This is a genomic window from Ottowia sp. (genome assembly GCF_046348305.1).
Lineage (GTDB): Bacteria > Pseudomonadota > Gammaproteobacteria > Burkholderiales > Burkholderiaceae_C > Ottowia.
The window spans coordinates 122,013-147,528 of sequence record NZ_JAXMEM010000011.1 but is presented as its reverse complement, the minus strand read 5'-3'; the positions used below and the strand labels follow the sequence as shown (position 1 = coordinate 147,528).

Here is a 25,516-nt window from a genome sequence, read left to right as displayed (position 1 = left end):
CAGTAATCCATAGCACTGAGCGCCACCCGCAGGGCATGAAACCCGAAGAGCCGAGAGGCCGCGGAGCAGGCCAGCCAATGGCACCCGTGGCCGGGGTCTCCCCGGTCACTGGGTGCGCCCCCTGCCAGGGGGTGGGCGAAACATCGCGCAGCGAGTGGAGACTGGGGGTGTTTCACCGCACCGGTTCCTCGGATGTGCGCCGCAGCTCCAGCAACTGCCGCGCAAAACCCGCGATGCCCTGCGGAAACAGCAGCACCAGCACCAGAATCACCGCGCCCAGCAGCGCGCGCCAGTAGTCGGTGCTGCGCGCCATCACGTCGTGCAGCCAGGTGTAGCTGACGGCGCCCACCACCGGCCCGGTCAGGGTCTGGATGCCGCCCAGCAGCACCATCACCAGCCCGTCGACCGAGCGGCTGACACTGAGTGATTCGGGCGAGATGCTGCCCTTGGAAAAGGCAAACAGCGCGCCGGCCACGCCCGCAAACGCGCCGGCGACGATGAAAGCCACCCACTGGTTGGACTTGACGTTCAGGCCGATGGCGTCAGCCCGCAGGGGTGAATCGCGCCCGGCCCGCATGGCGTAGCCGAAGGGCGAAAACAGTACGCGCCGCAAAACCCACAGCGAGGCCAGCACCAAAGCCAGGGTGAGGAAGTAGTAGGCGTTCTTCTCGGTCAGCCAGGGCGCGGGCCACACCCCCGTCATGCCGTTGCTGCCGCCGGTGAAGTCGTCCCACTGATAGACCCCGGCCCAGACGATCTGTGCAAAAGCCAGCGTCAGCATGGCCAGGTACACGCCCGACAGGCGCACGCAAAACCAACCCACGATGAGCGCGCCCGCGGCCCCCACCAGCGGCGCGGCCACCAGCGCCGCCTCCATCGGCAGGCCCAGCTTGCGCACGCCCAGGGCCGCCGCATAGGCACCCAGGCCGAAGTAGGCGGCGTGACCGAACGAGTGCATGCCCGCCGGCCCCATGATGAAGTGCAGGCTGGCCGCAAACAGCGCCGCCACCAGCAGGTCGATGGTCAGCACCACTGCATAGGGCGAGCCACTGCTGAGGGTCGGCAGCGCCAGCAGGCCCAGCACCACCACGGCCACCGCCGTGAGGTAAGGCTTGTCGGCTGGGCGAATCGGCAGCTCGGCCTCGCCCAGGGCGCGCACGGCGCCTTGCGCACGTCCCATCAGGCCCCAGGGGCGCACCACCAGCACCACGGCCATCACCACGAACTCGGCCACCAGGGTGAGCTTGGAAAACGAAATCTCGATGCCGAAGACGTTGACCAGGCCCAGCCAGATGCACACGGCCTTGATCTCGGACACCAGCAGCGCCGCCACGAAGGCGCCGGGGATCGAGCCCATGCCCCCCACCACCACCACGACAAAGGCCGAGCCGATGATGTTGAGATCCATCTCCAGATTGGCCGGCTCGCGCGGCAGTTGCAGCGCGCCGCCCAGGCCCGCCAGCAGCGCGCCCAGGCCGAACACCGCCGTGAACAGCCAGGCCTGGTTGACGCCCAGGGCGCCGACCATCTCGCGGTCCTGCGTGGCCGCGCGCACCAGCGTGCCCCAGCGCGTGCGCGTGAACAGCAGCCACAGCAGGCCCAGCACCAGCGGGCCGATGACGACCAGAAACAGGTCATAGCTGGGAAAATTGCGCCCCAGAATGTCCACCGAACCCTTGAGCCCCGGCGCGCGCGGGCCCAGCAGCTCGTCGGGGCCGAACAGCCACAGCGCGGCGTCCTTGATCACCAGCACCAGGGCGAAGGTGGCCAGCAGCTGAAACAGCTCGGGGGCGCGATAGATGCGCCGAAGCACCACCATCTCGACGATCACGCCCAGCAGGCCGACCACCAGCGCGGCAATCGGGACTGCCAGCCAGAAGCCCAGCCACTGCAGGCGCTCGACCAGCGTGTAGGCCACGTACACGCCCAGCATGTAGAACGAGCCGTGCGCGAAGTTGACGATGCGGGTGACGCCAAAGATCAGCGACAGGCCCGCGGAGACCAGAAACAGCGAGGAAGCGCCCGCCAGCCCGTTGAGCAGCTGAACCAGGAGGCCGGAGAAATTCATGCCAGGGGCTCAACTCTTATTTGGGCGGACAAGGGGCGCTTCATCGTGAATCACCGCGCGTCAATCCGCGGGGCGCAGCTTTTTCACTTCCGCTGCATTGGGCAGGTACTTGGCCCCGTCCATGTACTGAAAGTCCACCATCACGCCCTTGCCGCCTTCGTTCTTGGTCAGGCCCACGTAGGCGCCCATGGTGGACTGGTGGTCCTCGGGCCGGTAGCTGATGGGGCCGAAGGGCGAATCCACCTGCAGGCCGCTGAAGGCCGCCACCATCTTGTCGGTGTCGGTGGAGCCGGCCTTCTTGACGCCGGCGGCGATGGACTTGATGGCCGAGTAGCCCACCACCGAGCCCAGGCGCGGATAGTCCTTGAACTTGGCCTCGTAGGCCTTCAAAAAGGCATCGTGCGCGGGGGTCTTGATGCCGTACCAGGGATAGCCCGTCACCAGCCAGCCGTTGGGCGCGTCGTCCTTGAGCGGGTCCATGTACTCGGGCTCACCGGTCAGCAAGCTGGCCACGCTGATCGACTTGAACAGCCCGCGCGTGTTGCCCTCGCGCACGAATTTGGCCAAGTCGGCCCCGAACAGCACGTTGAAGATGGCGTCGGGTTTGGCGTCGGCCAGCGCCTGCACCACGCTGCCGGCATCGACCTTGCCCAAGGGGGTGGCCTGCTCGGCGACGAACTCGACATCCGGTTGCGCCGCCTTGAGCAGCTTCTTGAACGTCTCGGCGGCCGACTGGCCGTATTCGTAGTTGGGATAGACCAGCGCCCAGCGCTTTTTCTTCATGGCCGCCATGCCCGGCGTCAGCATGGCCACCTGCATGTAGGTGGAGGGGCGCAGGCGGAAGGTGTAGCGGTTGCCGTCGGCCCAGACGATCTTGTCGGTCAGCGGCTCGCCGGCCAGAAAGAAGGTCTTCTTCTGCTTGGCAAAGTCGGTCAGCGCCAGGCCGATGTTGGACAGGAAGGAGCCCGTCAGCACGTCCACCTTCTCGCGCGTGAGCAGCTCCTCGGCGGCGCGCACCGCGTCGCCCGGATTGGCGTTGTCGTCGCGCGTCAGCAGCTCCACCTTGCGGCCCAGCAGGCCGCCGCTGGCGTTGATCTCGTCGACCGCCAGCTCCATGCCCTTCTTGTAGGGCTCCAGAAAGGCGGGCTGCGCCTTGTAGCTGTTGATCTCGCCGATCTTGAGCGTGCCCTGCGCCTGCGCGCCGGCGGCCAGAACCAGGCCCGCGGCGCCGGCCAGCAGACTGCGGCGCATGGCGTTCATCGTGATCTTCGACATGGTCGTTTTCCTTCCTTGATGGAGTCTGTTGTCAAACATTCAGGGATTGCCCCTGCTCACCTCAAACCATCTTCACCCTTGATCTCGCTCACCTGCAAGCCGCCGATGCGCGCCAGCGGGCGCCCGCTGTCGGTCACGGCCACGGCCACGACGATCTCATTGGCGCGCGGCGCGTCGGACACGCGCGCCTCCACCGCGTCGAAATGGCTGCGCACGAAGGCCGCGTCCTTGTGGCCCAGCGGCACGTCGATGGCCGTGCCCAGGCCGCCGCGCTTCTTGGCCGATGGCACCAGCGCCGCGCCCTTTTCAACCGCCTTGCGCAGCGGCGCGCCCAGCTTGGGATGCAGAACCGCAGCGGCGTGCTCGATCTCCCCGGCCTCGCCCACGATGGCGGCCTTGCCGTAGCTTTGCGCCTGGCCCGGTGCAATGCCCAGCGCGGCCACGCATTTCTGACCCAGCAGCGCGCCCAGTTCCTCGCCGATGTCGATCAGCTCGTCGAGCGCGGGCACATAGCGCCCGGCGCAGGGGTTTTCAATCACCGCCATCGCCACGGCGCGGCGCGTGGGCGGGTTGATGGTCTGGCCCATCTCGATGCGGGTTTCATCGACCTGAACCAGCAGTTTGCGAATCTTGGCAGCCATGGTGTATCTCTTTCAGACGTTGATTGTTCGCCGCAGCCTCTCAACCCCAACGAGCCAAACGGCCGTGGAGCAGGCCAGGCCAGCGATCGCCGTGGAAGGGCTTGGCCCGCCCACTGGCGAGCCTTGCAGGCCGCACCGGGCCAGTGGCCCGGCCCCTCGCCAGCCAACAAAAGGTCCACCGGACCTTTTGTGCGCAGGCTCGGCCCCCTGCAAGGGGGCTGAGGTCTGCGGCTCCAGACCTGCCTGCGCAGGTCTGGACAGACCGAAGGGCCGCCGCCTCTGGCGGCGAGCACCAGGCGAAACATCGCGCAGCGAGTGGAGACTGGGGGTGTGCTTCATTTCAGCGCAGGCCATCCCACTTGGAAATTTCGTTTGCCTTCAAGCCCCCCACCCGCGCATGCACCCGCGGGCCGCAGGACATGGCCAGCAGGTAGACCACCTCGTCGGCCAGCGGGCCGCCGGGCACGCGCGCCTCGATGGCGTCGAAGTGGCTGCGCACGTAGCTGGCGTTGATGTGGGTCAGCGGCACGTCCAGCGCGCAGCCGGGCGGGCCGACCTTCTTGGTGGACGGCACGATGGACAGCGCGTTTCCTGGTTGCCCGGTCTTGGCCTCGCCCTTGCCCGCCATGTAGGCGGCGCGGTCGCCGCTCCAGCCCAGCAGCTCGCGCATGGCGTAGCCGCCGGGAACGTGCCACAGCGCGCCGTGCTCCAGCTCGCCAGCGGCCCCCACGATGGCGCCCTTGCCGTAGCTCTCGATGCGCTCGGCCGGCACCGCCATGGCCGCCAGCAGTTGGTGCGCCATCTGCGTGCCGACGGCGTTCAGCGCCTCCATCATGGGCAGGATGTCGGCAACGTAGCGGCCGGCAAAGGGGTTGGTCAGCACGGCGGCGATGAAACCGCGCTTGAGCGGCTGGGCGGCCACAGGGCCGAACTCGTGGAAGATGTCTTCCACATGGGTATGGGTGCGTCGAATCTCGATCATGCGGTCTCCGTCTCCTGCAGCGCGTCCGACGCCGGCGCGCCGTCAAGGAACACAAAACGACCGGCCGCGTCATCCGTTGACGTCGCCTGGCCCTGGCAGGTGATTACACACGAAACGATCAGGCCCGCATGCTGCAAATCCAGCGCCCGCGCCCGGCCCGCCGCCAGCGCGAGCTGTGCCTGCGCGGGCGTGAGCGCGGGTACATCCACCGTCACCTCGATCGCGCCCAAATCGCTGTCGTCGCGCAGGGTGTTGGCCGGGCGGCGCACGATGCCCGGGTGCGCCACATCCACAGCGTTGCCAATGAGGGTGGCCGCCGCGTCGGCTTGGGCGGCGGTGGCGGCCAGCACGGTCACGCTGTCGGCAATGCCCAGTGAAAAGCTGCGCCCCTTCCAGCCGCTGGTGGCCACGCCGCGCACCGGGCTGTCGTGCGTGATGTCGAACACACCATCCACCGCCAGCCCTGCCGTGGCCAGCGCGCGCGGCCACTGGTCCAGGTCGGCAAACAGGCCGACACGAAAGCGCTCGCTCGCCGTCAGGTGCAGGGCGATGTCGCCGCCGTTGTTGACCCAGGCGCGGTGCACGCCGGGGCGCTGGTAGAACGCCACCAATTCTTGCGCCACCGCACCGGCCACCGCTGCCATGGGCGTGATGTACACCGCGCGGTACGGTCGCACCGCCTGCCACATGCGCCGCGCCACCGGCCCCTGCACCGGGCAGCGGCCAGCCATCGGCGCGCGCAACGCGGGCAGCTCGGCCACCAGCTCGTCCAGCAGACCGCGAAAGCGCTGCCAGGCGGCGGCATGGGACTGGCGCACGGCCTGACCGTCGCCCTCGGCGCCGATGACGATGTCCATCGGCCCGTGCTGCAGGTGCAGCCGGCCATCGGCCAGGAGCATGCGCTGCGCAGCCATGGTTCAGCCCAGTTGCGGCTTGTGGCCGATGGGCCAGGGGTTGGCGGGATTGGCGCCCGCCCAGAAGCGCCGCGTGGGCGCGCCGTCGTTGTGCCAGGCACCCGTGCGCAGCACCTCCTCCAGTGGGCGCACAGCCTTGACGTGCCCACCCAAGACGGCGTAATCGGCACGGCGCATGGAAAACTCGATGGGCGCCACGATGGCGGGCGTGGGCACGGTGCCGAAGCTGCGATCGGGCATGCGCATCACATCGACCATCACGGTGATGCCGCCGCCCGGCCACACATAGGCCGGCGCGCCGCCGCAGGTGACGTTGACCAGCGCGTTCTTGATGGCGCGCGTGAGCAGCACCGGATTTTCGGTGGCGCCCGCGCGCAGGCTGCCGCCCGCGCCGCCCAGAAACAGCACCGTGGTGAGCGAGGGCTCGCAGTTCTCGCCGATGCGCGCCACCACCGCCTGTGCACCCACGGGCATGGGCTGCTCGCGCGGCACGAGTTGTTCGTCCAGCACGTACCACGCGGCGTGCTCGCCGGTGGTCGAGGTCATCAGCAGGCGCAGGCCGGGCCAGGCCAGCTTCACATCCCAGCCCTCGATGACCGACAGCGGATCGGCGATGTCGGTGCCGCCCCAGCCGGTGCCGGGACTGGCCACCTGAAAGTAGCGCCCCGGGGTGGATTTGCGCCCACGCATGACGATCCCCGAGGGCCGCATGTCCAGGCAGCGACCGGCCTGGTGCTCGGTCAGCACACCGGTGATGTGGTCGTCCACCACCACCACCTCGTCGACCTGACCGTACAGCTGCTTGGCAAAGATGCCCACCGTGGCCGAGCCGCAGCCCACCCGCATGCGCTGCTCCGTCACGCCGTTGACGATGGGCGCCTGGCCGGCCGCAATCACGATCTGCGAGCCGCCGTCGATGGCCAGCTCCACCGCGTGCTTGTTGCCCAGCTGCTCCATCACCTCCAGCGTGACGCGGCCTTCCTTCTTGCTGCCGCCCGTGAGGTGATGCACCCCGCCCAGCGACAGCATCTGCGAGCCGTATTCGGCCGTGGTGACGTGGCCCACCACCTCGCCCTTGCAGCGCACGTTGGCCTGTTCGGGTCCCAGGTAGCGGTCGGTGTCGATCTTCACCTTCAGGCTGCAATAGCTGAAGATGCCTTCGGTCACCACCGTCACCATGTCCACGCCCTGCGCGCTGGAGCCGACGATGAAGGGCGCGGGCTTGTAGTCGGGGTAGGTGGTGGACGAGCCGATGCCGGTGACGAAAACCTCGTCGGCGCGCAGCAGATCGCCATCCCAGTCGGGCGCCTGCGACACGTCCTGCGCCGGCTCGCCCGTGTCCTGCACCACCCGGCCGCTGAACTGCACCAGGGGCGCGCGCCCTTCGTCCACGGTCTTGCGCAACAGCACGACCGGATCGACGCGGATCAGCACGCCGCCCTGGTTGGCGTAGCGGTCGCACGCGCCGGCGCGGCCCTCGGCGATCTGGCACAGGATGGGGCAGGCGTTGCACTCGACCTTGGTGGCCGCCATGCGCTCGTTGCGCGGGCGGGCGCGCTCGAGCACCTGGGGTTCGGCCAGCTCGGGCAAGCCATCGGTTCGGGTGTGTTCGGTCATCGGGCAGCGGAGTCGGTGGGCCGCGCGCATGGCGTGGCCTTGTCAATTTAATGGAGTAGCCACTGAATCAACATGGAGTAAACCCTGAACCGAAGTGGAAAATTCTGGTGTAGTCTTTTCCGGATGAAAAACAACGCGCGACCCGCACGCGCTGGCGCCCCACCGGCATGCCGCGTCCAGGAGCATTCATGACCCATGTCGTCACCGACGCCTGCGTGCGCTGCAAGTACACCGACTGCGTGGACGTGTGCCCGGTCGACTGCTTCAAGGAGGGACCGCACTTCCTGGTGATCGACCCCGACGAGTGCATCGACTGCGCCGTGTGCATCCCCGAGTGCCCCGTCAACGCCATCTATGCCGAAGAAGACCTGCCCGCCGACCAGCGCCACTTCACCGCGATCAACCGGGATCCGTCCCCGCAATGGCCGGTCATCTCCAAAAGCCACGAGCCGCTGCCCGACGCCGAGCAGTGGAAAGACCTGACGAACAAGTACGCCACGCTGACGGCCTGAATCCCTTCGACCATCATGAGTGCCTTCATCGAAGAGCGCGTGCTGAGCGTGCGCCACTGGACCGACCGCCTGTTCAGCTTCACCACCACGCGCGACGCGGCGCTGCGCTTTTCCAACGGCCACTTCACCATGATCGGTCTGCGCGTGGACGAAAAGCCGCTGCTGCGCGCCTACTCCATCGCCTCGCCCAACTACGAGGATCACCTCGAATTCCTCAGCATCAAGATCGAGGACGGGCCCCTCACCTCGCGCCTGCAGCACATCCAGGTGGGTGACAGCATCGTCGTCGGGCGCAAGCCCACGGGCACCCTGGTGGTGGACTACCTGCTGCCGGGCAAGCGCCTGTACCTGTTCTCCACCGGCACGGGCCTGGCGCCCTTCATGAGCATCATCCGCGACCCGGAGAGCTACGAGAAGTTCGAGCAGATCATCCTGGTGCACGGCGTGCGCACGGTCGATGAGCTGGCGTATCACGACGTCATCTTGCAGCACCTGCCCAGCCATGAGTTCCTGGGCGACATGATCGCCACCCAGTTGCTGTACTACCCCACCGTCACGCGCCAGGACTTTCGCAACGTCGGCCGCATCCCCGACCTGATCGGAACGGGCAAGCTGTTTGCCGACCTGGACGTGCCCGCGCTGGACGCCGCGCACGACCGCGCCATGATCTGCGGCAGCCCAGCCATGCTCAAGGACCTGCGACATCTGCTGGAATCGCGCGGTTTCAAGGAAGGCAGCACCTCCCGCCCGGGCGACTTCGTGATCGAGCGGGCGTTTGCCGAGTCATGAAAACCAACCTGGCCCTCGCCCCCGCTTCCGCCCCCGCCCGTGCCGCGCCGCGCGGCCTGGCCAAGCCCGGGCGCAAGCCGGGCGTGCGCGAGCAGGCGGCGCAGGAGACGCAGGAGGCCATCCTGCGCGCGGCCACGCGCATCTTTGCCAAGCACGGTTTTTCGGGCGGGCGGGTGGAGCAGATCTCCAGGGCGGCCAAGTCGCATGACCGCATGATCTACTATTATTTTGGCAGCAAGGAAGGCTTGTACATCGCCGTGCTTGAAGACCTGTACCGGCGCTTCAACGAGGCCGAGGCGGCGCTCAAGCTGAATGCCGACGAGCCCGAGCAGGCCCTGGTCGCGGTGATCGGCTTCATCTGGAACTACTACCAGCGCAACCCCGAGTTCATCACCCTGCTGAACGACGAGAACCTGCATCGCGGCAAGCACATCACCAAGTCGCTGCGCGCGCACGACTATTCCTCGCCCGCCACGCAGATCATCGACACGGTGCTGGCCGCCGGCGTGGCGCAGGGCGTGTTTCGCGCCGGCTTGTCGGCGCGCGACGTGTACCTGATGATCGCCAGCCTGAACTACTTCTACCTGTCCAACCGCCACACGCTGTCGGCTTTTTTCGGTGCCCGGCTCGAAAGCCCCGAGGCGCTCGCGCACTGGCACCAGCAGGTCATCGATACCGTCTTGCGCGCCGTGCGCGCCTGATCCATCCACCCACGTCAAGGAGCCCCGTCATGGCCGAAGCCACCGCCACCGAAAAATCCGGCAAGCTCGTCATCCAGAACATCGGCCTGCTGCTCTCGGGCGACATCGACCGACCCATCCTGGACGCCGACACCATCGTGGTGCATGACGGCCTGATCACCGCCGTGGGCAAGCGCGCGGACTGCGACACCGAAGGCGCCAAACACACCATCGACGCGCGCCGCACCGCCGTGGCGCCCGGCCTGATCGACAGCCACGTCCACCCCGTTTTTGGCGACTGGACACCGCGCCAGGGCCAACTGGGCTGGATCGAATCGACCATGAACGGCGGCGTGACCACCATGATCTCGGCCGGCGAGGTGCACTTGCCGGGCCGGCCCAAGGACATCGTCGGCCTGAAGGCGCTGGCGATCACGGCGCAGCGCGCGTTCGACAACTTCCGCCCCGGCGGCGTGAAGGTGCTGGCCGGCGCGCCGGTGATCGAAAAGGGCATGATCGAGCAGGACTTCAAGGACCTGGCCGATGCGGGCGTCAAGCTGCTGGGCGAGGTGGGCCTGGGTTCGGTCAAGGCCGGCGAGGAGGCGCAGCAGATGGTGGCCTGGGCGCGCAAGTACGGCATCCAGAGCACCATCCACACCGGCGGCCCGTCCATTCCCGGCTCGGGCCTGATCGACAAGGACGTGGTGCTGGCCGCCGACGCCGACATCATCGGCCACATCAACGGCGGCCACACCGCCCTGCCGTGGAAGCACGTGTGCGAGCTGTGCGAAAAGTCCAGCCGCGCCATCGAGCTGGTGCACAACGGCAACGAGAAGATCGCCATCGAGGCGGCGCGCGCGGCCATCGACCTGAAGTGCCCGCACCGCGTGATCCTGGGCACCGACGGCCCCGCCGGCTCGGGCGTGCAGCCGCTGGGCATCTTGCGCATGATCGCGCTGATCTCCAGCTTCGCCGGCATCCCGGCCGAGGTGGTGTTCGGCTTTGCCACCGGCAACACCGCGCGCATGCGCCAGCTCAACTGCGGCTTGATCGAGGTGGGCCGCGCGGCCGATTTCGTCTTCATGGACAAGGCCCAGCACAGTGCCGGCCGCGACCTGCTGGACAGCGTGCAGCTGGGCGACATCCCCGGCATCGGCATGGTCGTGATCGACGGCCTGGTGCGCTGCGGCCGCAGCCGCAACACGCCGCCCGCAACCGAGGTGCCGGTGGTTTTATAGCGCGCCGCGCTGGCGTTGCCTTGCTCTCTCGCCCCTATGGGGAGAGGGTGGGGTGAGGGGCCGCTGGCGTTGGATTTGTTGGCCGTTGTTCGATGCTTGGGTGGCGCTGCTTTTTTCCGCTGGCCGGGATATGCGCCCGGCGGCGCAGTCCCTTTCTTTGCTTCGCCAAAGAAAGGAACCAAAGAAAGGCGACCCCACGTCTGCGACCCCTGCGCTTCGCTGCGGGGCAAACCTGCGTCACAGCGCTTGCGGGGTGCGCCGCAGAACTCGCTGCGTTCACTTCGCTCACTGCGCTCAAACAACCGCGGCGAGTCAGTCCACGAAGCGCGTGCATGCTGCGCTGCACGCGCCACCCCGCAAGCGCCGCGCCGCAGGCGCAGCCTCAAGGGGGTGGAAAACCCATTCGGGCCATCGCTGCGCTCGGCCCCAGGTTTGGCTGTTGGCGGGGCCGAGCGCAGCGATGGCCCGTGTTGGAGTTCAAGTCCCCTCTGGCCGTGCCGAGAAGCGCAGGGCGTGGGGCGGGCATGGGCAGCGCAGCATGCCCATGCATCGTGGACTGACTTGCTGCGGTTGTCTGAGCGGCGTGAGCGCAGCGAACAAAGCGAGTTCCGCAGCACCGCCCCATGACCGAGCATCGCAGGTTGCCCGCAGCGAAGCGAAGGGACACGGCCAGTGGGGTCGCCTTTTCTTTGCCTACTTTCTTTTGGCGACGCAAAAGAAAGTAGGTGCGCCGCCGGGCGCACATCCCGGCCAGCGAGAATATGCAGAATCAACCACGGAACAAGCGGCGACAACGGATCGATCGCCGAAAGCCCCTCACCCCCAACCCTCTCCCCAAAGAGGCGAGGGAGCAGGATCGCAACGACACTCAAGCCCGGCTCAAGGCATCCAGCAAGGCTTCGAAGGACTCGTTCGACGCCTGCGTGTTGTCATGCAGCAGCAGCTCGGGGTATTGCGCCGCATCGGGCATGAACAGCCGCGTTCGATACGCGTCCCAGTGCGCCAGCTTCCAGACATCGTTGGGGTTGCCGCGCGCCTGGATGCGCCGGCGCGCTTCGGCCTCTTGCAGATGCACCCACACCACATGCACGGCCACGTCGTCGGCCACGCCCAGCCAGGCGCGGTCGGCCAGGTGGTGCGCCCGCACTTCGCGCGACAGGGGGCCGACGACAATGCAGTTGACGTCCAGAGACAGGTTCTCGCGCGCCGTGTTCAGCAGCCCCGCGTACTCGGGCGCACGCAGGTGTTGCAGATACAAGGGGCTGTCGCGGTCGTTGGGGTCGCCCGTGAGCACGCCCATCACGGCGCTGCTGTAGTCGCCATACAGGGTGTCCTTGTCGAGCAGGCAAAACGATTGGCCGCTGCGCGCATGCAAGGCCGGCAGGGCGCGCTTGGCCAGCGTGGTCTTGCCGGTGCCGGCGTGGCCGCAAAAAAAGATCAGGCGGGGCATGCGGCAAGGATAGCCGCACCGGCGATCGTGGCCCTCAACTGTGCAGGCGCGACGTGCGCGGCAGGTGCGCCATCAGGAACTCCATCTGGTCGGCCAGGATGCGGCGGTTGCGCAGGATGAAGTCTTCCCACAGGCTGGGCACGTAGGGGGCGTACAACAGGGGCATGCGCGCCTGTTCGGGCGTGCGGTCGCTCTTGCGGTGGTTGCAGGCGCGGCAGGCGGTGACCACGTTCATCCAGTGGTCGCGTCCGCGCTGGGCCAGCGGCGTGATGTGCTCGCGCGTGAGCTCGGTTTCGTGGAAATGCCCGCCACAGTAGGCGCACACGTTGCGGTCGCGCGCAAACAGCTTGGCGTTGGTCAGGCCGGGGCGCAGCTCGAAGGGGTTGATGCCGGGCACGCCGCGCGTGCCGATGATGCTGTTGACCTCGATGATCGACTGCGCGCCGGTGACGGCGTTGTGCCCGCCGTGAAACACCGCGATGCGCCCGCCCGCCTCCCAGCGCACCTCTTCGGCGGCGTAATGGATGACCGCCTGTTCCAGCGAAATCCACGATTGCGGCAGCCCTTGGGCCGACAGCTTGAGCACCTTCACAAAACGACTCCTGATGCGGAACCCCTGTGTGACCGGCGTTGCCAGCGCCGACCGCGCCGCGCCTGCGGCAAACCGGCAGGCGCCTTGGCAATATACTCTTTTTTTCAAAAGGATTTGACCGTCTGGCGCGGACGTGGCTTGCGCGAGGCGCTATCAATTCAATAATCCCAAAAGCGGCGGTTGACCGTTTGCCATGCTCCTGCAAGCCACATCATGCCCAACTTCACTGGCTCCGATCACCTTCACCTCTCGGGGAACCGCACTATGCGCTTGCCAGCACCGCTCTCAGCGCGCCATGCGGCGTTGCTCCACCTTGCGGGCACCAGCCCGCAGCGTTGTCGCGCCTTGCCTGGCACGCCGATAGCGGCACCGGCAAGCGCATCCAACCACCGCTTTTAGGATCATGAAAATCTTTCGCGGCCTGCACCACCCCGGCATCGCCCCGGGTTGCGCGCTCACCATCGGCAACTTCGACGGCGTGCATCGCGGCCACCAGGCCATGCTGGCGCTGCTGCGCGCCGAGGCGGCGCAACGCGGCGTGCCCAGCTGCGTGATGAGCTTCGAGCCGCACCCGCGCGACCACTTCGCCGCGCTGCTGAACAAGCCCGAGCTGGCGCCCGCGCGCATCGTCACCTTCCGCGACAAGCTGGCCGAGTTGGCGCGTTGCGGCATCGACCAGGCCATCGTGCTGCCGTTCAACGCGCGGTTGGCGGCGCAGCCGCCCCAGGCCTTCATCGACGACATGCTGGTGCGGGCCCTGGGCGTGCGCTACGTGCTGGTGGGCGACGACTTTCGCTTTGGCGCCAAGCGCGCGGGCGACTACGCCATGCTGGACGCGGCCGGCCAGCAGCAGGGTTTTGACGTGGCGCGCATGCAAAGCTACGAGGTGCATGGCGAGCGCGTGTCCAGCACGGCGGTGCGCAACGCCCTGGCCGCCGGGCGCATGGATGAGGCCGCCGCGCTGCTGGGGCGGCCCTACGCCATCAGCGGCCACGTGGTGCATGGGCGCCATTTGGGCCGGGCGCTGGGCGAGAGCGCGGCCGGCCTCGGCGACGGCTTTCGCACGCTGAACCTGCGCTTTTCGCGCCGCTCGCATGCCTGGAAGCCCGCCGCCAGCGGCATCTTCGTGGTGCGCGTGCACGGGCTGGGGGATGCGCCGCTGCCCGGCGTGGCCAACCTGGGCGTGCGCCCCTCGCTCGATCCGCACGACATCAACGGCGGGCGCGTGCTGCTGGAAACCCATTGCCTGCAGTGGCCCGCGCACCTGGGTGCCGAAGGGGCCTACGGTAAAATCATCCGCGTGGAACTGCTGCACAAACTGCACGACGAGTTGCGCTATCACAGCCTGGCGGCGCTCGCCGAAGGCATTGCGCGCGACCTGGCCGACGCGCGCGCCTGGCTGGCCGCACACCCGGCGCGAATTTGAAGGGGCCGCGGCGCCCCGCACGCCGCCCTGCGCCCCACTCCTGCTTTGGTAGCTGCCTGCGCACACCAGTCAAGCGCAAACGGCTGATTTGACTCATATTCCGCTTTGCCCCCCGCCATGACCACCGACACCCAGACCGACTACCGCGCCACGCTCAACCTGCCCGACACGCCCTTCCCCATGCGCGGCGACCTGCCCAAGCGCGAGCCCGGCTGGGTCAAGGACTGGGAAGACCAGGGCCTGTACAAGCGGCTGCGCGCCGCCCGCGCGGGGCGCGAGAAATTCATCCTGCACGACGGCCCGCCGTATGCCAACGGCACGCTGCACGCCGGCCACGCGGTCAACAAGATCCTGAAGGACATGATCGTCAAGGCCCAGCAACTCTCGGGCATGGACGCGCACTACGTGCCCGGCTGGGACTGCCACGGCCTGCCGATCGAAAACCAGATCGAAAAGCTGTACGGCCGCAAACTCAGCCGCGATGAGATGCAGGCCAGGGGCCGCGCCTACGCCACCGAGCAGATCGCCCTGCAGATGGCCGACTTCAAGCGCCTGGGCGTGCTGGGCGAGTGGGACAACCCGTACAAGACGATGAACTTCGGCAACGAGGCGGGCGAGCTGCGCGTGTTCAAGCGCCTGATCGAGCGCGGCTTCGTCTATCGGGGGCTCAAGCCGGTTTATTGGTGCTTCGACTGCGGATCGGCCCTGGCCGAGGCCGAGATCGAGTATCAGGACAAGAAGAGCAACACCGTCGATGTCGCGTTTGAAGCGGCCCAGCCGGACAAGCTGGCCGCCGCCTTTGGCCTGCCCCAACTGGACAAGCCCGCCTTCGTCGTCATCTGGACGACGACGGCCTGGACCATCCCGGCCAACCAGGCACTCAACCTGGGCCCCGAGATCGAATACGCGCTGGTCGACACCCCCAAGGGCCTGCTGGTGCTGGCCACGGCGCGCGTCGAAGACTGCCTGAAGCGCTATGGAATCGATGGCAAAGTCCTCGCCACCGCCAAAGGCGAGAAGCTGGCCGGCCTCGAATTCAAGCACCCCCTGTACGACGTCGATGCCGGCTACCGGCGTCTCTCGCCCGTGTATCTGGCCGACTATGCCACCGACACCGACGGCACCGGCATCGTGCATTCATCGCCCGCCTATGGCGTGGAAGACTTCAACTCCTGCGTCGCCCACGGCCTGGCGCATGAGGACATCCTCAACCCCGTGCAAGGCGGCGGCAGCTACGCCGATGACTTCCCGCTGTTTGGCGGCCTGAACATCTGGAAGGCCGTGCCCGTCATCATCAAGACGCTGGATGAGGCCGGGCGCCTGCTGGCCACCAGCAGCCTGCAGCACAGCTATCCGCACTGCTGGCGCCACAAGTCGCCCGTGATCTACCGCGCCGCCTCGCAATGGTTCGTGCGCATGGACGAAGGCGAAGGCGTGTTCACCAAGGACAAGGCCGCCGAGACCCTGCGCACCACCGCGCTGCGCGCCATCGAGCAAACGGCGTTCTACCCGCCCTCCGGCAAGGCCCGCCTGCGCGACATGATCGCCGGCCGACCCGACTGGGTCATCAGCCGCCAGCGCGCCTGGGGCGTGCCGATCGCCTTCTTCTTGCACAAGGAGACGGACGAGCTGCACCCGCGCACGCTCGAAATCCTGGACCAGGCGGCCGACATCATCGACCAGGGCGGCATCGAGGCCTGGAGCCGCGTCACAGCCGAGGAGATCCTGGGCACGGAAGACGCGCAGCACTACCGCAAGTTCAACGACATCCTGGAGGTGTGGTTCGACTCGGGCTCGACCTTCGAGCACGTGCTGTGCGGCTCGCACCCCAACGAACACCACGCCAGCGGCCCCGAGGCCGACATGTACCTGGAGGGCCACGACCAGCACCGCGGGTGGTTTCATTCGTCGCTGCTGCTGGCCAGCGCCATCCGCGGCCGCGCGCCCTACCGCAGCCTGCTGACGCACGGCTTCACGGTCGACGCGCAGGGCCGCAAGATGAGCAAGAGCCTGGGCAACGGCATCGACCTGCAGGAGGCCAACAAGAAATGGGGCGCCGAGCTGCTGCGCCTGTGGACGGCCTCCAGCGACTACTCGGGCGACATCGCCGGCGACGACAAGATCATGGCGCGCGTGGTGGACACCTACCGCCGCATCCGCAACACCCTGCGCTTTCTGCTGGCCAACACCAGCGACTTCGATCCCGCCAAGGACGCCGTGCCGGCCGCGCAGATGCTGGAGATCGACCGCTGGCTGCTGGCGCGCGCGGCGCAGTTCCAGGCCGAGGTGCTGGCGCACTACGAGGTGTACGAGTTCCACCCGGTCGTCGCCAAGCTGCAATTGTTCTGCTCCGAAGACCTGGGCGGCTTTTATCTGGACGTGCTGAAAGACCGCCTCTACACCACGCAGCCCAAGAGCCTGGCGCGGCGCAGCGCGCAGACCGCGCTGTGGCAATTGACGCAGGCCCTGCTGCGCTGGATGGCGCCCTTTCTCAGCTTCACCGCCGAGGAGGCGTGGAAGCTGGTGGGCAAGAGCGAGTCGATCTTTCTCGAAGAATTCTGGACCTTCGACGCGCCCGACGCCGCGCTGCTGGCCAAGTGGGCGCGCATCCGCGCCGTGCGCGAAGCGGCCAACAAGGAGATCGAGGCGGTGCGCGAAAAAGGCGAAGTCGGCTCGTCCCTGCAGGCCGAGCTGCAACTCACCGTGCCGCCCGAAGACCAGGCGCTGCTGACAAGCCTGGGCGACGAGTTGCGCTTCGTGTTCATCACATCCGCTATTGATTTGATTGCTGGCAGCGCGCTCCAGGCAAGCGCCAGCGCCTCAAAACATCAAAAATGCGAACGCTGCTGGCACTACCGCGCCGACGTCGGCCATGATGCCGAACACCCCACCCTGTGCGGTCGCTGCGTGAGCAACCTGTATGGCAACGGCGAGAGCCGGCATTTCGCCTGACATGGCACGCGGCAAATCAACAGGCGCCAGCCTGGCCCTGTGGCTGGCGCTGGCCGCTCTGGTCGTGCTGCTGGATCAACTCAGCAAGTGGCTGATCCTGGGCGCCTATCAACTGGGCGACGCCACCCGCATCACCGGGTTTTTCAACATCGTGCGCGCCCACAACACCGGCGCGGCGTTTTCGTTTCTGGCCGGCGGCAGCGGCTGGCAGCGCTGGTTCTTCGTCGCGCTGGCGCTGGCCGCGTCGGGCTTCATCGTCTGGCTGCTGCGCCAGCATGCGGGGCAGAAGCTGTTTTCATTCTCGCTGGCCATGATCCTGGGCGGCGCCGTCGGCAACGTCATCGACCGGCTGCAGCACGGCTACGTGGTGGACTTTCTGGACTTTCACTGGCCTTTTCTGGACGGCCTGTTCTACCGTGGGCACTTTCCCGCCTTCAACCTGGCCGATGCCGCCATCACGGCGGGGGCAGTGGGGATGATCCTGGATGAGTTGCTGCGGGTGCGGCGCGGCAAATGAGCTGACGCCGTTCGCGCCGACGATCATTGCCCGGCGCTACCACGACGATTGACGCCCGTCCAACGCGCATCGGGCGGCTGCCCCGGTGCGAGACACCGATTGCGCGCAAGCCAGCAAGCATCCCGATCAGTCCTTGCGATCGCGATAGCCACCCCTGCGTGCACCCTTGGCGACACCCTGCAACTGGGCCCATTCAGGCACGGGCACGACGCGCACACCCTTGCCTTTCGGAATGAGGGCAAGCTCTTGCCCGGCGTGCCGGCGCAGCGCTTGGCGCGCGGCCTTGGGGACGGGAACCGGAACTCGCATCACCATGCTCCCCCTCATCTTCCCCGATGCCGATTGAGCCTCGAGGCCTGCCACAGATAGAAGGTCACGGGCTGCGCCGCCGCCACCAGGTTGCCCTGGGCGTCGATCAACTCGGCCCGCAGGACGTGCGCCCCGCGCTCGACGCCGCGCAGGACAAACACGCCACCGCCCTGGTCCTGGGACTGCTGCGCCCCATCGACGAACAGGCGCACGCGGCTGCCCGGGGTGGCGCCGGTGGCCTGCACGCGCACCAGCACCTCGCCCGGGTTGCTGTGGATGGTCTCTTCGTTGGCCGGTTGGGTGATGGCAAGCTGGGCGGCGTGCGCCGGCGGCGCGGCGCCCAAGGCCAGCACCGCCAGCAGGCACGCGGCCGCCACGAGTTGGGCCAGCGTGCGGCGTTCAGTGGGCATTGGCGACTCCTTGGATGTGTTCTTCACGCACGGATTGTGCCGTCGCAAGGCGCCTCAGTGCCACACCAGCACGTGACGCATGGTCAGCGGGTCCAGCCGCTCGTCCACCTGCCGTGCCAGTCGCGCGCGCTCGGGCTCGGGCACGCCGCTCCATGCCACGGTGATCAGGCTGCCGTGCGCTGCATGGGCGCCGACCTCGACCGCCAGGCTCACGCCGGCCGGCGTCAGGTCGGCCAGCATCGCGGCAACGGCACGCTCGGCGGCCTGCCAGCGCAGCGCGGGCTTGAAGACTTTGCCGACCGCGGTCAGCGGGATCGCGTCCACCAGGTACAGCCGCACCGGCACGGCGGCGCGCTCGGGCGTGTGTGCGCGCACGTGCTCGAGCAGCGCGTCGGCGCTGACGCTGGCGCCGGGCTTGAGCTGCACGAAGGCCACCGGCAGCTCGCCCGCATACGCATCGGGCTGACCCACCACCGCCGCCAGGGCGACGTCGGGGTGGCGAAAGAACACTTCCTCGATCGCCATCGGGTCGATGTTGTGCCCGCCGCGGATGATCAGGTCCTTGGCGCGGCCGGTGATCCACAGATAGCCGTCCTCGTCCAGCCGGCCCAAGTCGCCCGAGTTGACCCAGCCCGGCTCGATGAAGGCGCCGGCGTTGTGCGCCGCGCTGACGTAGCCCGAGAACACGCCGGGCCCGGCCATGGCCACCACGCCGATCTCGCCCGGCGCGCAGTCGCCGGCGCAGCGGCCCTCGGCGTCGACGCGCACCACGCGCACCTTGCTGTAGGGCACCGGATGGCCGACCGAGCCCAGCCGCACCGGCCGGTCAGCGTGGCTCATCACGTGCACGCTGGCGGTTTCGGTCATGCCGTAGACCTCGAGCACGGGCACCTTCAGCCGCTCTTCATACACGCGCCCCACCGCCACCGGAATGGCCGAACCGCCGCCCGACACGGTGCGGATGCTGGACAGATCGGCGCCTTCCACCGGCACGCCCAGGGCTGCCGCCAGCACCGTGGGCACGCCGCCGAACACTGCGGGCCGATAGCGCTGCACCAGGCGCCACACGTTGCGGATGGCCGCCGGATCGCGCCAGCCCGCGGGCGAGACGACCACCAGCGTGCTGCCCGCGGCCAGCGCCGCCAGGCCCTGCGTGAGCGCGCCGCCGACGTGAAACAGCGGCAGGCCAAACAGCACGCTGCGCCCGGCCCCGGTGGGCAGCAGCAGGCCCATGCCCCAGGCCTGGTACACCTGATTGGCGTGCGTATGGCGCACCAGCTTGGGCGTGCCGGTGGTGCCGCCGGTGTGAAAGTAGCCCGCGATGTCGCTGGCCGCGATCTGCCGTCCGCTCGTGAGCCGATCGGCCGGGTACTGACCGATCAGCGCATCGAAGTCCTGCACGCCCGGGCCCGCAGCAGCCGCGCCATGCACGACCAGGATGGCTTTCAGCCGCGGCAGGCTGTCCTTGATCTGCTGCACCTTGTCCCAGATGTCGGAGCCGGGCACGGGGCCCAGGGTGACCAGCACCCGCGTGTCGGCCGCACGCAGAATTTCGCCGATCTGCCCGGCCGACAGCAGCGGGTTGACCGGGTTGGCGATGCCGGCGGCCTGCGCGCCAAACAAGGTGAAGAAGGCCTGCGGCACCAGCGGCAGCAAGAAGCTCACCACGTCGCTGGGCCCCACGCCCAGGCCGGCAAACAGGTTGGCCGCCTGCGTGACGCGGCCGATGAACTGCGCATGCGTGATCGTGACCGGCGGCTCGTCCGGATCGGCCTTGGACAGGAACTGGATGGCCGGCGCCTGCGGGTCGATGGCCGCGCCGATCTGCAGGGCCTCGTAGGTGCTTTGCGCGGCAATGCGCTCGGCATATGGCGTGGACTCAAACGCCGCCAGATCGGTGGCGCTGGCGAGGCGCGGCAGGTCGGCGCCGATGAAACGGTCGAGGGAATGCGCCTTGGCCATGGTGGGCTCCGCGACACGACCCGTGATGACGAACATGCACCAGCAGCCGGTCGCCATCGCTGCAAATCCGCTGGTGCGGGTTCATTCTATGAACTCGGCGTGATCCCGTTTGGACGCGCCCAGGCGACGGTCTGCGTGGCCTACACGGTCAAGATGGTCGAGCCCGTCGTCTGCCGCGCCTCCAGCGCGCGGTGCGCGGCCTGCACGTCGGCCAGGGCAAAGCGCTGGTCGATGTGGATCTTCACCTGGCCGCTTTCCACCACGGCAAACAGATCGTCGGCCATGGCCTGGCAGCGCTCGCGCGTGGCGATGTGGGTGAACAGCGTGGCGCGCGTGACGTACAGGCATTTGGCCGCCAGCACCCCGGGCGCGAACGGCGGCACGGCGCCGCTGGCGTTGCCGAAGCTGGCCATCAGGCCGAAGGGGCGCAGGCACTGCAGCGAGCCCTCCCAGGTGTCCTTGCCGACCGAGTCGTACACCACCTTCACGCCCGCGCCGCCGGTGATCTCCTGCACCCGCTCCACAAAATCGTCTGCTCTGTAATTGATAGCTGCCTGCGCTCCATTGGCAAGCGCCAGCGCGCATTTTTTTTCTGAACCCGCGGTGGCGATGAGCCGGTAGCCCAAGGCCCTGGCCCATTGGCAGGCAATCAGGCCCACGCCGCCGGCCGCCGCGTGCCACAGCACGAAGTCGCCCGGCTGCAGGCCCTCGGCCGGCAGCGTGCGGCGCAGCAGGTACTGCACCGTCAGGCCCTTGAGCATCATGGCCGCGCCGGTGTCGAAGTCGATGCCGTCGGGCAGCTTGCACACCGCCAGCGCGGGCAGCACGCGCACCTGGCTGTAGCTGCCCGGCGGGTTGCTGGCGTAGGCGGCGCGGTCGCCCGCACGCAGGTGCGTCACGCCCTCGCCCACCGCCTCGATCACGCCCGCGCCTTCCATGCCCAGCGTCAGCGGCACGGGCAGCGGATACAGGCCGCTGCGCTGATAGACGTCGATGAAGTTCAGGCCGATGGCGTGATGGCGAATGCGCACCTCGCCCGGGCCGGGCGCGCCCACGGGCAGCTCGACCAGCTTCATCTCCTCGGGGCCGCCCTGGCGGGCGATTTGAACGGCAAACGGCATGGGTCCTTGTCCTCGTTTAAGCTCCAAACATCCGCCGATGGTGCCACGGCGCGCGGCATCGGTGTTGCGCAGGGCCATGGCATCTCCTTGCTCTGCTCCATGCGCCTGAACGCCGCCACCGCCGCCCTGCTGACCACCTCGACCCTGCTGTGGGCGGGCAATGCCGTGGTGGGCCGCGCGGTGGTGGGCCTGGTGTCGCCGATCACGCTCAACTTCATCCGCTGGTGCCTGGCGTTTTGCATCCTGCTGCCGCTGGCGCCCTGGGTGTTGCGGCGCGACAGCGGCTTGTGGCCGCTGTGGCGGCGCTACGCACTGCTGGGCCTGCTGGGCGTGGGCAGCTACAACGCGCTGCAATACCTGGCGCTGCGCACGTCCACGCCCGTCAACGTGACGCTGGTGGCATCCACCATGCCGCTGTGGATGCTGGCGCTGGGCCGTCTGTTCTTCGGCATGCGCGTGACCCGCATGCAGATGGTCGGCGTCGGCCTGTCCATGGCCGGGGTGCTGGTGGTGCTGGCACGCGGGCGCTGGCAACAGCTGGCGCAGCTGCATCTGGTTCCGGGCGACCTGTACATGGTGCTGGCCACGCTCTTCTGGGCCTGGTACTCGTGGCTGTTGCCCGCGCGCCCCGGCGAGCCGGCACGGCTGCGCGCCAACTGGGCCGCGTTGCTGCTGGGCCAGGTGGTCTTCGGACTGGGCTGGTCAAGCCTGTTTGCCGGTGCCGAGTGGGCCGCGGGCGATGCGTTCATCCACCCGTCCTGGCCGCTCGCCGCGGCCCTGCTCTTCGTGGCGCTGGGCCCCGCCGTGCTGGCCTATCGCTGCTGGGGCCTGGGGGTGCAGCACGCGGGGCCGGCCGTCGCCGGGTTTTTCTCCAACCTCACGCCGGTCTTTGCCGCCATTTTGTCGGCGCTGTTTCTGGGCGAGGCGCCCCAGCCCTATCACGGCCTCGCGTTCGCGCTGATCGTGGCGGGCATCTGGGTGGCGGCGCGGCGCTGAACACAGGTCAGTGATCCATGGCACAGCGCGCCACCCGCAGCCGATGAAACGCAAAGGGCCCAACGGCCGCGGAGCAGGCCACACCCGTGATCGCCGTGGCCCGGATTTCCCCGGTCACTGGCGATGCCCCTAGTACTGCGACCCGGAAGTAGAGGAACAAGATGAAATCGATGAATTCGCGCGCAGGGCAAGGCGCAAACCGCAGCAATAGCCGAAGCTATTGCGAGGATTTGCAACGCCGCCATGCGTGCGAAGGCGCGATTTCATGTTTCGATACTTTCGGGTCGCAGTACTAGAGGGGGAGGCGAAACATCGCGCCGCGAGTGGAGACTGGGGGGGTCAAAAAGTCCCTGGATACGCCCCACCGTCCAGCAGGATGCTCTGCCCCGTCAGATAGGCCGCCTGCTGGCTGCACAAAAAGGCGCACACCGAGCCGAATTCGGACGGCGTGCCGAAGCGCTTGGCGGGAATGGGCGCGGCCTGCGCGGCGCGCACCTCCTGGAGGCTCTTGCCGCTCTTGTCGACCATGCCCTGCATCAGCCCGGCCAGGCGGTCGGTGTCGAACTTGCCGGGCAGCAGGTTGTTGATGGTCACGCCCTGGGCCGCGATCTGCGGGTTGCGCGCCAGCCCGGCGATGAAACCCGTCAGGCCCGAACGCGCGCCGTTGGACAGGCCCAGCACGTCGATCGGCGCCTTGACCGCGCTGGAGGTGATGTTGACGATGCGACCGAAGCCGCGCGCCAGCATGCCGTCGATGGTGGCCTTGATCAGCTCGATGGGGGTGAGCATGTTGGCGTCCACCGCCTTGATCCAGGCCGCGCGGTCCCAGTCGCGAAAGCTGCCCATGGGCGGGCCGCCAGCGTTGGTGACGACGATGTCGAAATCGGCGCGCTGCGCAAACACCGCCGCGCGGCCCTCGGGCGTGGTGATGTCGGCGGCCACGGCCTGCACCTGCACGCCAGCGCCCACCTGCTGGCGCAAGGCCGCGGCCGACGCCTGCAGCGCCTCGGCCCCGCGCGCCACCATCAGCACGCTGGCGCCCTCGCCCGCCAGCGCCTGCACGCAGCCCAGCCCAAGGCCCTTGCTGGCGCCGCACACCAGCGCCCATTTGCCGGCTATTCCCAAGTCCATGATTCAAAGTCCTTCTGGTTTCATGCCAAATTGCATTCAACCCGGATTGTCCATGGGGCGCGTTCGAGGATCGGTTGCACGCTGCTTGAGCACCTGTCGCGCGCCAGCCCTGATCGAAAGCATCCAACACGCGAGAGCCAGCGCTCCGCGTCCGCATTCTTGGTCAAGCAACCCTCCAGACCGCGTCCAGGAGGCGCCGCAAGCCAACTTCAATGCAGTCTCGTCCGCAAGCGCGCCGGCCAGCGCATGCGCAGCTTCGGCGGCTGCCACTCAAGAATCCGGCAGTTCCAGATCAAGCAAAGCCGAACTGAGCGACTTGCCATGCGCGTCCAGCGCCAGTGAACGGGTCACGCCGCCGCCCAGCGCCAGGGTCATGACGAAATTGAATGCCCCCAGGCGCGGCAGCTCGTAACGCACCACCGTGCCCTTCACCACGTCGGCAAAGTGCTGCTTGACGCGCTCGGGGGTCACCTCGCGCAACAGCCGCTCGTAATCGGCGGGGTCGTGCGCAATGACGGAGATGTTGGAGGTGTTGCCCTTGTCGCCGGTGCGCGAGTGGGCCAGTTGACGCAGCTTCATGATGTGGCTCCCAGCATGACCACGCTGCCCTGCGCCAGATGGCTGGGCAGCAGAACGGATTGCACGGCGATGATTTCGCGCGCCGACTTGGTGGCGCCGCCACCACCGGCCGGCCCATTGGTGTAGAGGGTCTCGACCTCGTTGCCGATGCGCACCGCCTCGGCCATCGAGTCGCAGCGGCCCGCTACGCGCAACCGCACCTCGTAGGGCTCGGCGGCGCGTCGCGAGATCGTCGGCCCGTAGAGCGAATCGATGCCGATCAAGTCAAGGCGCAGCTCGCTGGTCTTCACGCCGGTGCTGGCCAGGCGTTCACGCACGATCTCCAGCGCCAGCCGCGCGCGCGCCACCGCGCCCGGGCCGCCGTAGGAAATCTGGCCCTCGCCGACGTAGCTGTCCACGTAGCCGACCGAAACCTTGAGCAAACCGGTGGGCGGATGGCCCCGCCCACCGGTCACGCGCACCCGGTCGTCGCCCACGGATTCCACGGTCACCTCGCTGAAGTCCGCCACCACGTCGGGCTGCAGGTAGCGCTTGGGGTCGTGAATCTCGTAGATCAATTGCTCCTTGCAGGTGGCTGGCGTGACCTTGCCGCCGGCCGACGCCACCTTGGTGATGATCACGCTGCCGTCCTCGCTCACCTCGCCGATGGGAAAACCCAGCCGCGCGAGCTGCGGCACGTCCTTGAGACCGGGGTCGGCGAAGTAGCCGCCCGTGACCTGGCCCGCGCACTCCAGCAGGTGGCCGACGACCGTGGCCTGCCCAAGCCGCTCGAAATCGTCCAGCGACCAGCCAAACTCGTGCAGCAGCGGCGCGATGAAAAGCGCCGGGTCAGCCACGCGCCCGGTGATGACCACCTGTGCGCCTTGCGCCAGCGCATCGCGCATCCCGCCAGCCCCCATGTACGCATTGGCCGAAATGACGCGCCCGGCCAGTTCCGCCACGGGTGTGCCGCTTTCCTCGAAGCGATAGTTGCCGGCCAGCACGGTATCGAGGACGTCGTCGCCCTGCACGGCTGCGATCTTGAGATCAGCCAGTCCCAGTTCGTGCGCAATGGCTGCCGTCTTGCGTGCAGCGCCCAGCGGGTTGGCCGCACCCATGTTGGTGATGATCCGTATTCCCTTGGCGGCGCAAGTCGGCAACACGGCGCGCATGCGTGCCTCCAGCAGCGGATCGAAGCCAGATTGCGGATCGCGCCGTCGGGCCTGTTGCGCCAATGCGATGGTGCGCTCAGCCAGACATTCAAAAATCAGATATTGAATGTCACCGTCCCTGGCCAACTCGGCGGCCGGTTCAATGCGATCACCGGCGTATCCGGCGCCGGCGCCCAATCGAATGCAACGCATGATCGTCTCCAG

Annotated in this window: 23 protein-coding genes; 8 read left to right on the top strand and 15 right to left on the bottom strand. The window is 67.9% G+C overall.

The window, feature by feature from the left end:
- Positions 1–172 precede the first annotated feature (172 nt).
- From U1F38_RS14470 to U1F38_RS14445, 6 genes are all read right to left on the bottom strand, one after another.
- Positions 173–2,068 carry an ABC transporter permease gene (locus U1F38_RS14470; RefSeq protein WP_409987774.1) on the bottom strand — a complete coding sequence of 632 codons (1,896 nt, stop codon included), beginning with the start codon at positions 2,066–2,068 and terminating at the stop codon, positions 173–175.
- Between the two features lie 60 nt (positions 2,069–2,128).
- Positions 2,129–3,319, bottom strand: coding sequence for an ABC transporter substrate-binding protein (locus tag U1F38_RS14465; protein ID WP_409987789.1), 1,191 nt, complete (start codon positions 3,317–3,319; stop codon positions 2,129–2,131).
- A gap of 80 nt (positions 3,320–3,399) precedes the next feature.
- On the bottom strand, positions 3,400–3,984 hold the full coding sequence (locus U1F38_RS14460; protein ID WP_409987773.1) for an amino acid synthesis family protein: 585 nt from the start codon (positions 3,982–3,984) through the stop codon (positions 3,400–3,402).
- Positions 3,985–4,324: 340 nt separating this feature from the next.
- Complete coding sequence (locus tag U1F38_RS14455) at positions 4,325–4,966, bottom strand: amino acid synthesis family protein (protein ID WP_409987772.1); 642 nt, start codon at positions 4,964–4,966, stop codon at positions 4,325–4,327.
- Complete coding sequence (locus tag U1F38_RS14450; protein WP_409987771.1) at positions 4,963–5,880, bottom strand: UPF0280 family protein; 918 nt, start codon at positions 5,878–5,880, stop codon at positions 4,963–4,965. The genes U1F38_RS14455 and U1F38_RS14450 overlap by 4 nt, the downstream gene beginning before the upstream one ends.
- Before the next feature lie 3 nt (positions 5,881–5,883).
- Entirely contained in the window at positions 5,884–7,497 is a 1,614-nt protein-coding gene (locus tag U1F38_RS14445; protein WP_409987770.1) for a 6-hydroxynicotinate reductase, read from the bottom strand.
- A gap of 188 nt (positions 7,498–7,685) precedes the next feature.
- Between U1F38_RS14445 and fdxA the strand changes: the two genes are divergently transcribed.
- Genes fdxA through U1F38_RS14425 form a run of 4 tightly spaced genes read left to right on the top strand, consistent with a single transcriptional unit; the run spans position 7,686 to position 10,716 of the window.
- Positions 7,686–8,009: a ferredoxin FdxA gene (gene fdxA / locus U1F38_RS14440; RefSeq protein ID WP_409987769.1), complete on the top strand. Its 324-nt coding sequence runs from the start codon at positions 7,686–7,688 to the stop codon at positions 8,007–8,009.
- 15 nt (positions 8,010–8,024) lie between these two features.
- Entirely contained in the window at positions 8,025–8,798 is a 774-nt protein-coding gene (locus U1F38_RS14435) for a ferredoxin--NADP reductase (RefSeq protein ID WP_409987768.1), read from the top strand.
- On the top strand, positions 8,795–9,499 hold the full coding sequence (locus tag U1F38_RS14430) for a TetR family transcriptional regulator (RefSeq protein WP_409987767.1): 705 nt from the start codon (positions 8,795–8,797) through the stop codon (positions 9,497–9,499). Before U1F38_RS14435 ends, U1F38_RS14430 begins: the two co-directional genes overlap by 4 nt.
- Positions 9,500–9,528: 29 nt before the next feature.
- Complete coding sequence (locus U1F38_RS14425; protein ID WP_409987766.1) at positions 9,529–10,716, top strand: amidohydrolase family protein; 1,188 nt, start codon at positions 9,529–9,531, stop codon at positions 10,714–10,716.
- An 868-nt stretch (positions 10,717–11,584) separates the two neighbouring features.
- Here U1F38_RS14425 and U1F38_RS14420 read toward each other — a convergent pair.
- Both U1F38_RS14420 and U1F38_RS14415 read right to left on the bottom strand, forming a co-directional pair.
- On the bottom strand, positions 11,585–12,166 hold the full coding sequence (locus tag U1F38_RS14420; RefSeq protein ID WP_409987765.1) for an AAA family ATPase: 582 nt from the start codon (positions 12,164–12,166) through the stop codon (positions 11,585–11,587).
- Between the two features lie 34 nt (positions 12,167–12,200).
- The gene (locus tag U1F38_RS14415; protein WP_409987764.1) at positions 12,201–12,758 is read right to left on the bottom strand and encodes an HNH endonuclease; all 558 of its coding nucleotides are present in this window, start codon (positions 12,756–12,758) and stop codon (positions 12,201–12,203) included.
- Between the two features lie 403 nt (positions 12,759–13,161).
- On the opposite strand from U1F38_RS14415, the gene U1F38_RS14410 reads away from it, so the two are divergent.
- The 3 genes from U1F38_RS14410 (at position 13,162) to lspA (ending at position 17,653) form a co-directional block, all read left to right on the top strand.
- The gene (locus tag U1F38_RS14410; protein ID WP_409987763.1) at positions 13,162–14,184 is read left to right on the top strand and encodes a bifunctional riboflavin kinase/FAD synthetase; all 1,023 of its coding nucleotides are present in this window, start codon (positions 13,162–13,164) and stop codon (positions 14,182–14,184) included.
- A gap of 117 nt (positions 14,185–14,301) precedes the next feature.
- Positions 14,302–17,136 carry an isoleucine--tRNA ligase gene (ileS, locus tag U1F38_RS14405; RefSeq protein ID WP_409987762.1) on the top strand — a complete coding sequence of 945 codons (2,835 nt, stop codon included), beginning with the start codon at positions 14,302–14,304 and terminating at the stop codon, positions 17,134–17,136.
- Between the two features lies 1 nt (position 17,137).
- Positions 17,138–17,653, top strand: a complete 516-nt coding sequence (lspA, locus tag U1F38_RS14400) for a signal peptidase II (RefSeq protein ID WP_409987761.1) — start codon at positions 17,138–17,140, stop codon at positions 17,651–17,653.
- Between the two features lie 126 nt (positions 17,654–17,779).
- Here the strand turns inward: lspA and U1F38_RS14395 are convergent, their stop codons facing one another.
- The 4 genes from U1F38_RS14395 to U1F38_RS14380 form a co-directional block, all read right to left on the bottom strand.
- A complete protein-coding gene (locus U1F38_RS14395; RefSeq protein WP_409987760.1) occupies positions 17,780–17,968 on the bottom strand; it encodes an AbrB/MazE/SpoVT family DNA-binding domain-containing protein in 189 nt (62 codons plus the stop codon).
- Positions 17,969–17,976: 8 nt separating this feature from the next.
- Positions 17,977–18,372 (bottom strand): hypothetical protein, encoded by a 396-nt coding sequence (locus tag U1F38_RS14390; protein ID WP_409987759.1) that lies wholly within the window; start codon positions 18,370–18,372, stop codon positions 17,977–17,979.
- Positions 18,373–18,426: 54 nt separating this feature from the next.
- Positions 18,427–20,334 carry an acyl-CoA synthetase gene (locus tag U1F38_RS14385; protein WP_409987758.1) on the bottom strand — a complete coding sequence of 636 codons (1,908 nt, stop codon included), beginning with the start codon at positions 20,332–20,334 and terminating at the stop codon, positions 18,427–18,429.
- Between the two features lie 140 nt (positions 20,335–20,474).
- Entirely contained in the window at positions 20,475–21,455 is a 981-nt protein-coding gene (locus tag U1F38_RS14380; RefSeq protein ID WP_409987757.1) for a quinone oxidoreductase family protein, read from the bottom strand.
- A 99-nt stretch (positions 21,456–21,554) separates the two neighbouring features.
- On the opposite strand from U1F38_RS14380, the gene U1F38_RS14375 reads away from it, so the two are divergent.
- Positions 21,555–22,451, top strand: a complete 897-nt coding sequence (locus tag U1F38_RS14375) for a DMT family transporter (protein ID WP_409987756.1) — start codon at positions 21,555–21,557, stop codon at positions 22,449–22,451.
- Positions 22,452–22,790: 339 nt separating this feature from the next.
- Here the strand turns inward: U1F38_RS14375 and U1F38_RS14370 are convergent, their stop codons facing one another.
- From U1F38_RS14370 to U1F38_RS14360, 3 genes are all read right to left on the bottom strand, one after another.
- Entirely contained in the window at positions 22,791–23,582 is a 792-nt protein-coding gene (locus tag U1F38_RS14370) for an SDR family oxidoreductase (RefSeq protein WP_409987755.1), read from the bottom strand.
- A 270-nt stretch (positions 23,583–23,852) separates the two neighbouring features.
- Positions 23,853–24,161: a hypothetical protein gene (locus U1F38_RS14365; RefSeq protein WP_409987754.1), complete on the bottom strand. Its 309-nt coding sequence runs from the start codon at positions 24,159–24,161 to the stop codon at positions 23,853–23,855.
- Complete coding sequence (locus U1F38_RS14360; protein WP_409987753.1) at positions 24,158–25,504, bottom strand: acyclic terpene utilization AtuA family protein; 1,347 nt, start codon at positions 25,502–25,504, stop codon at positions 24,158–24,160. The genes U1F38_RS14365 and U1F38_RS14360 overlap by 4 nt, the downstream gene beginning before the upstream one ends.
- Positions 25,505–25,516: the final 12 nt, after the last annotated feature.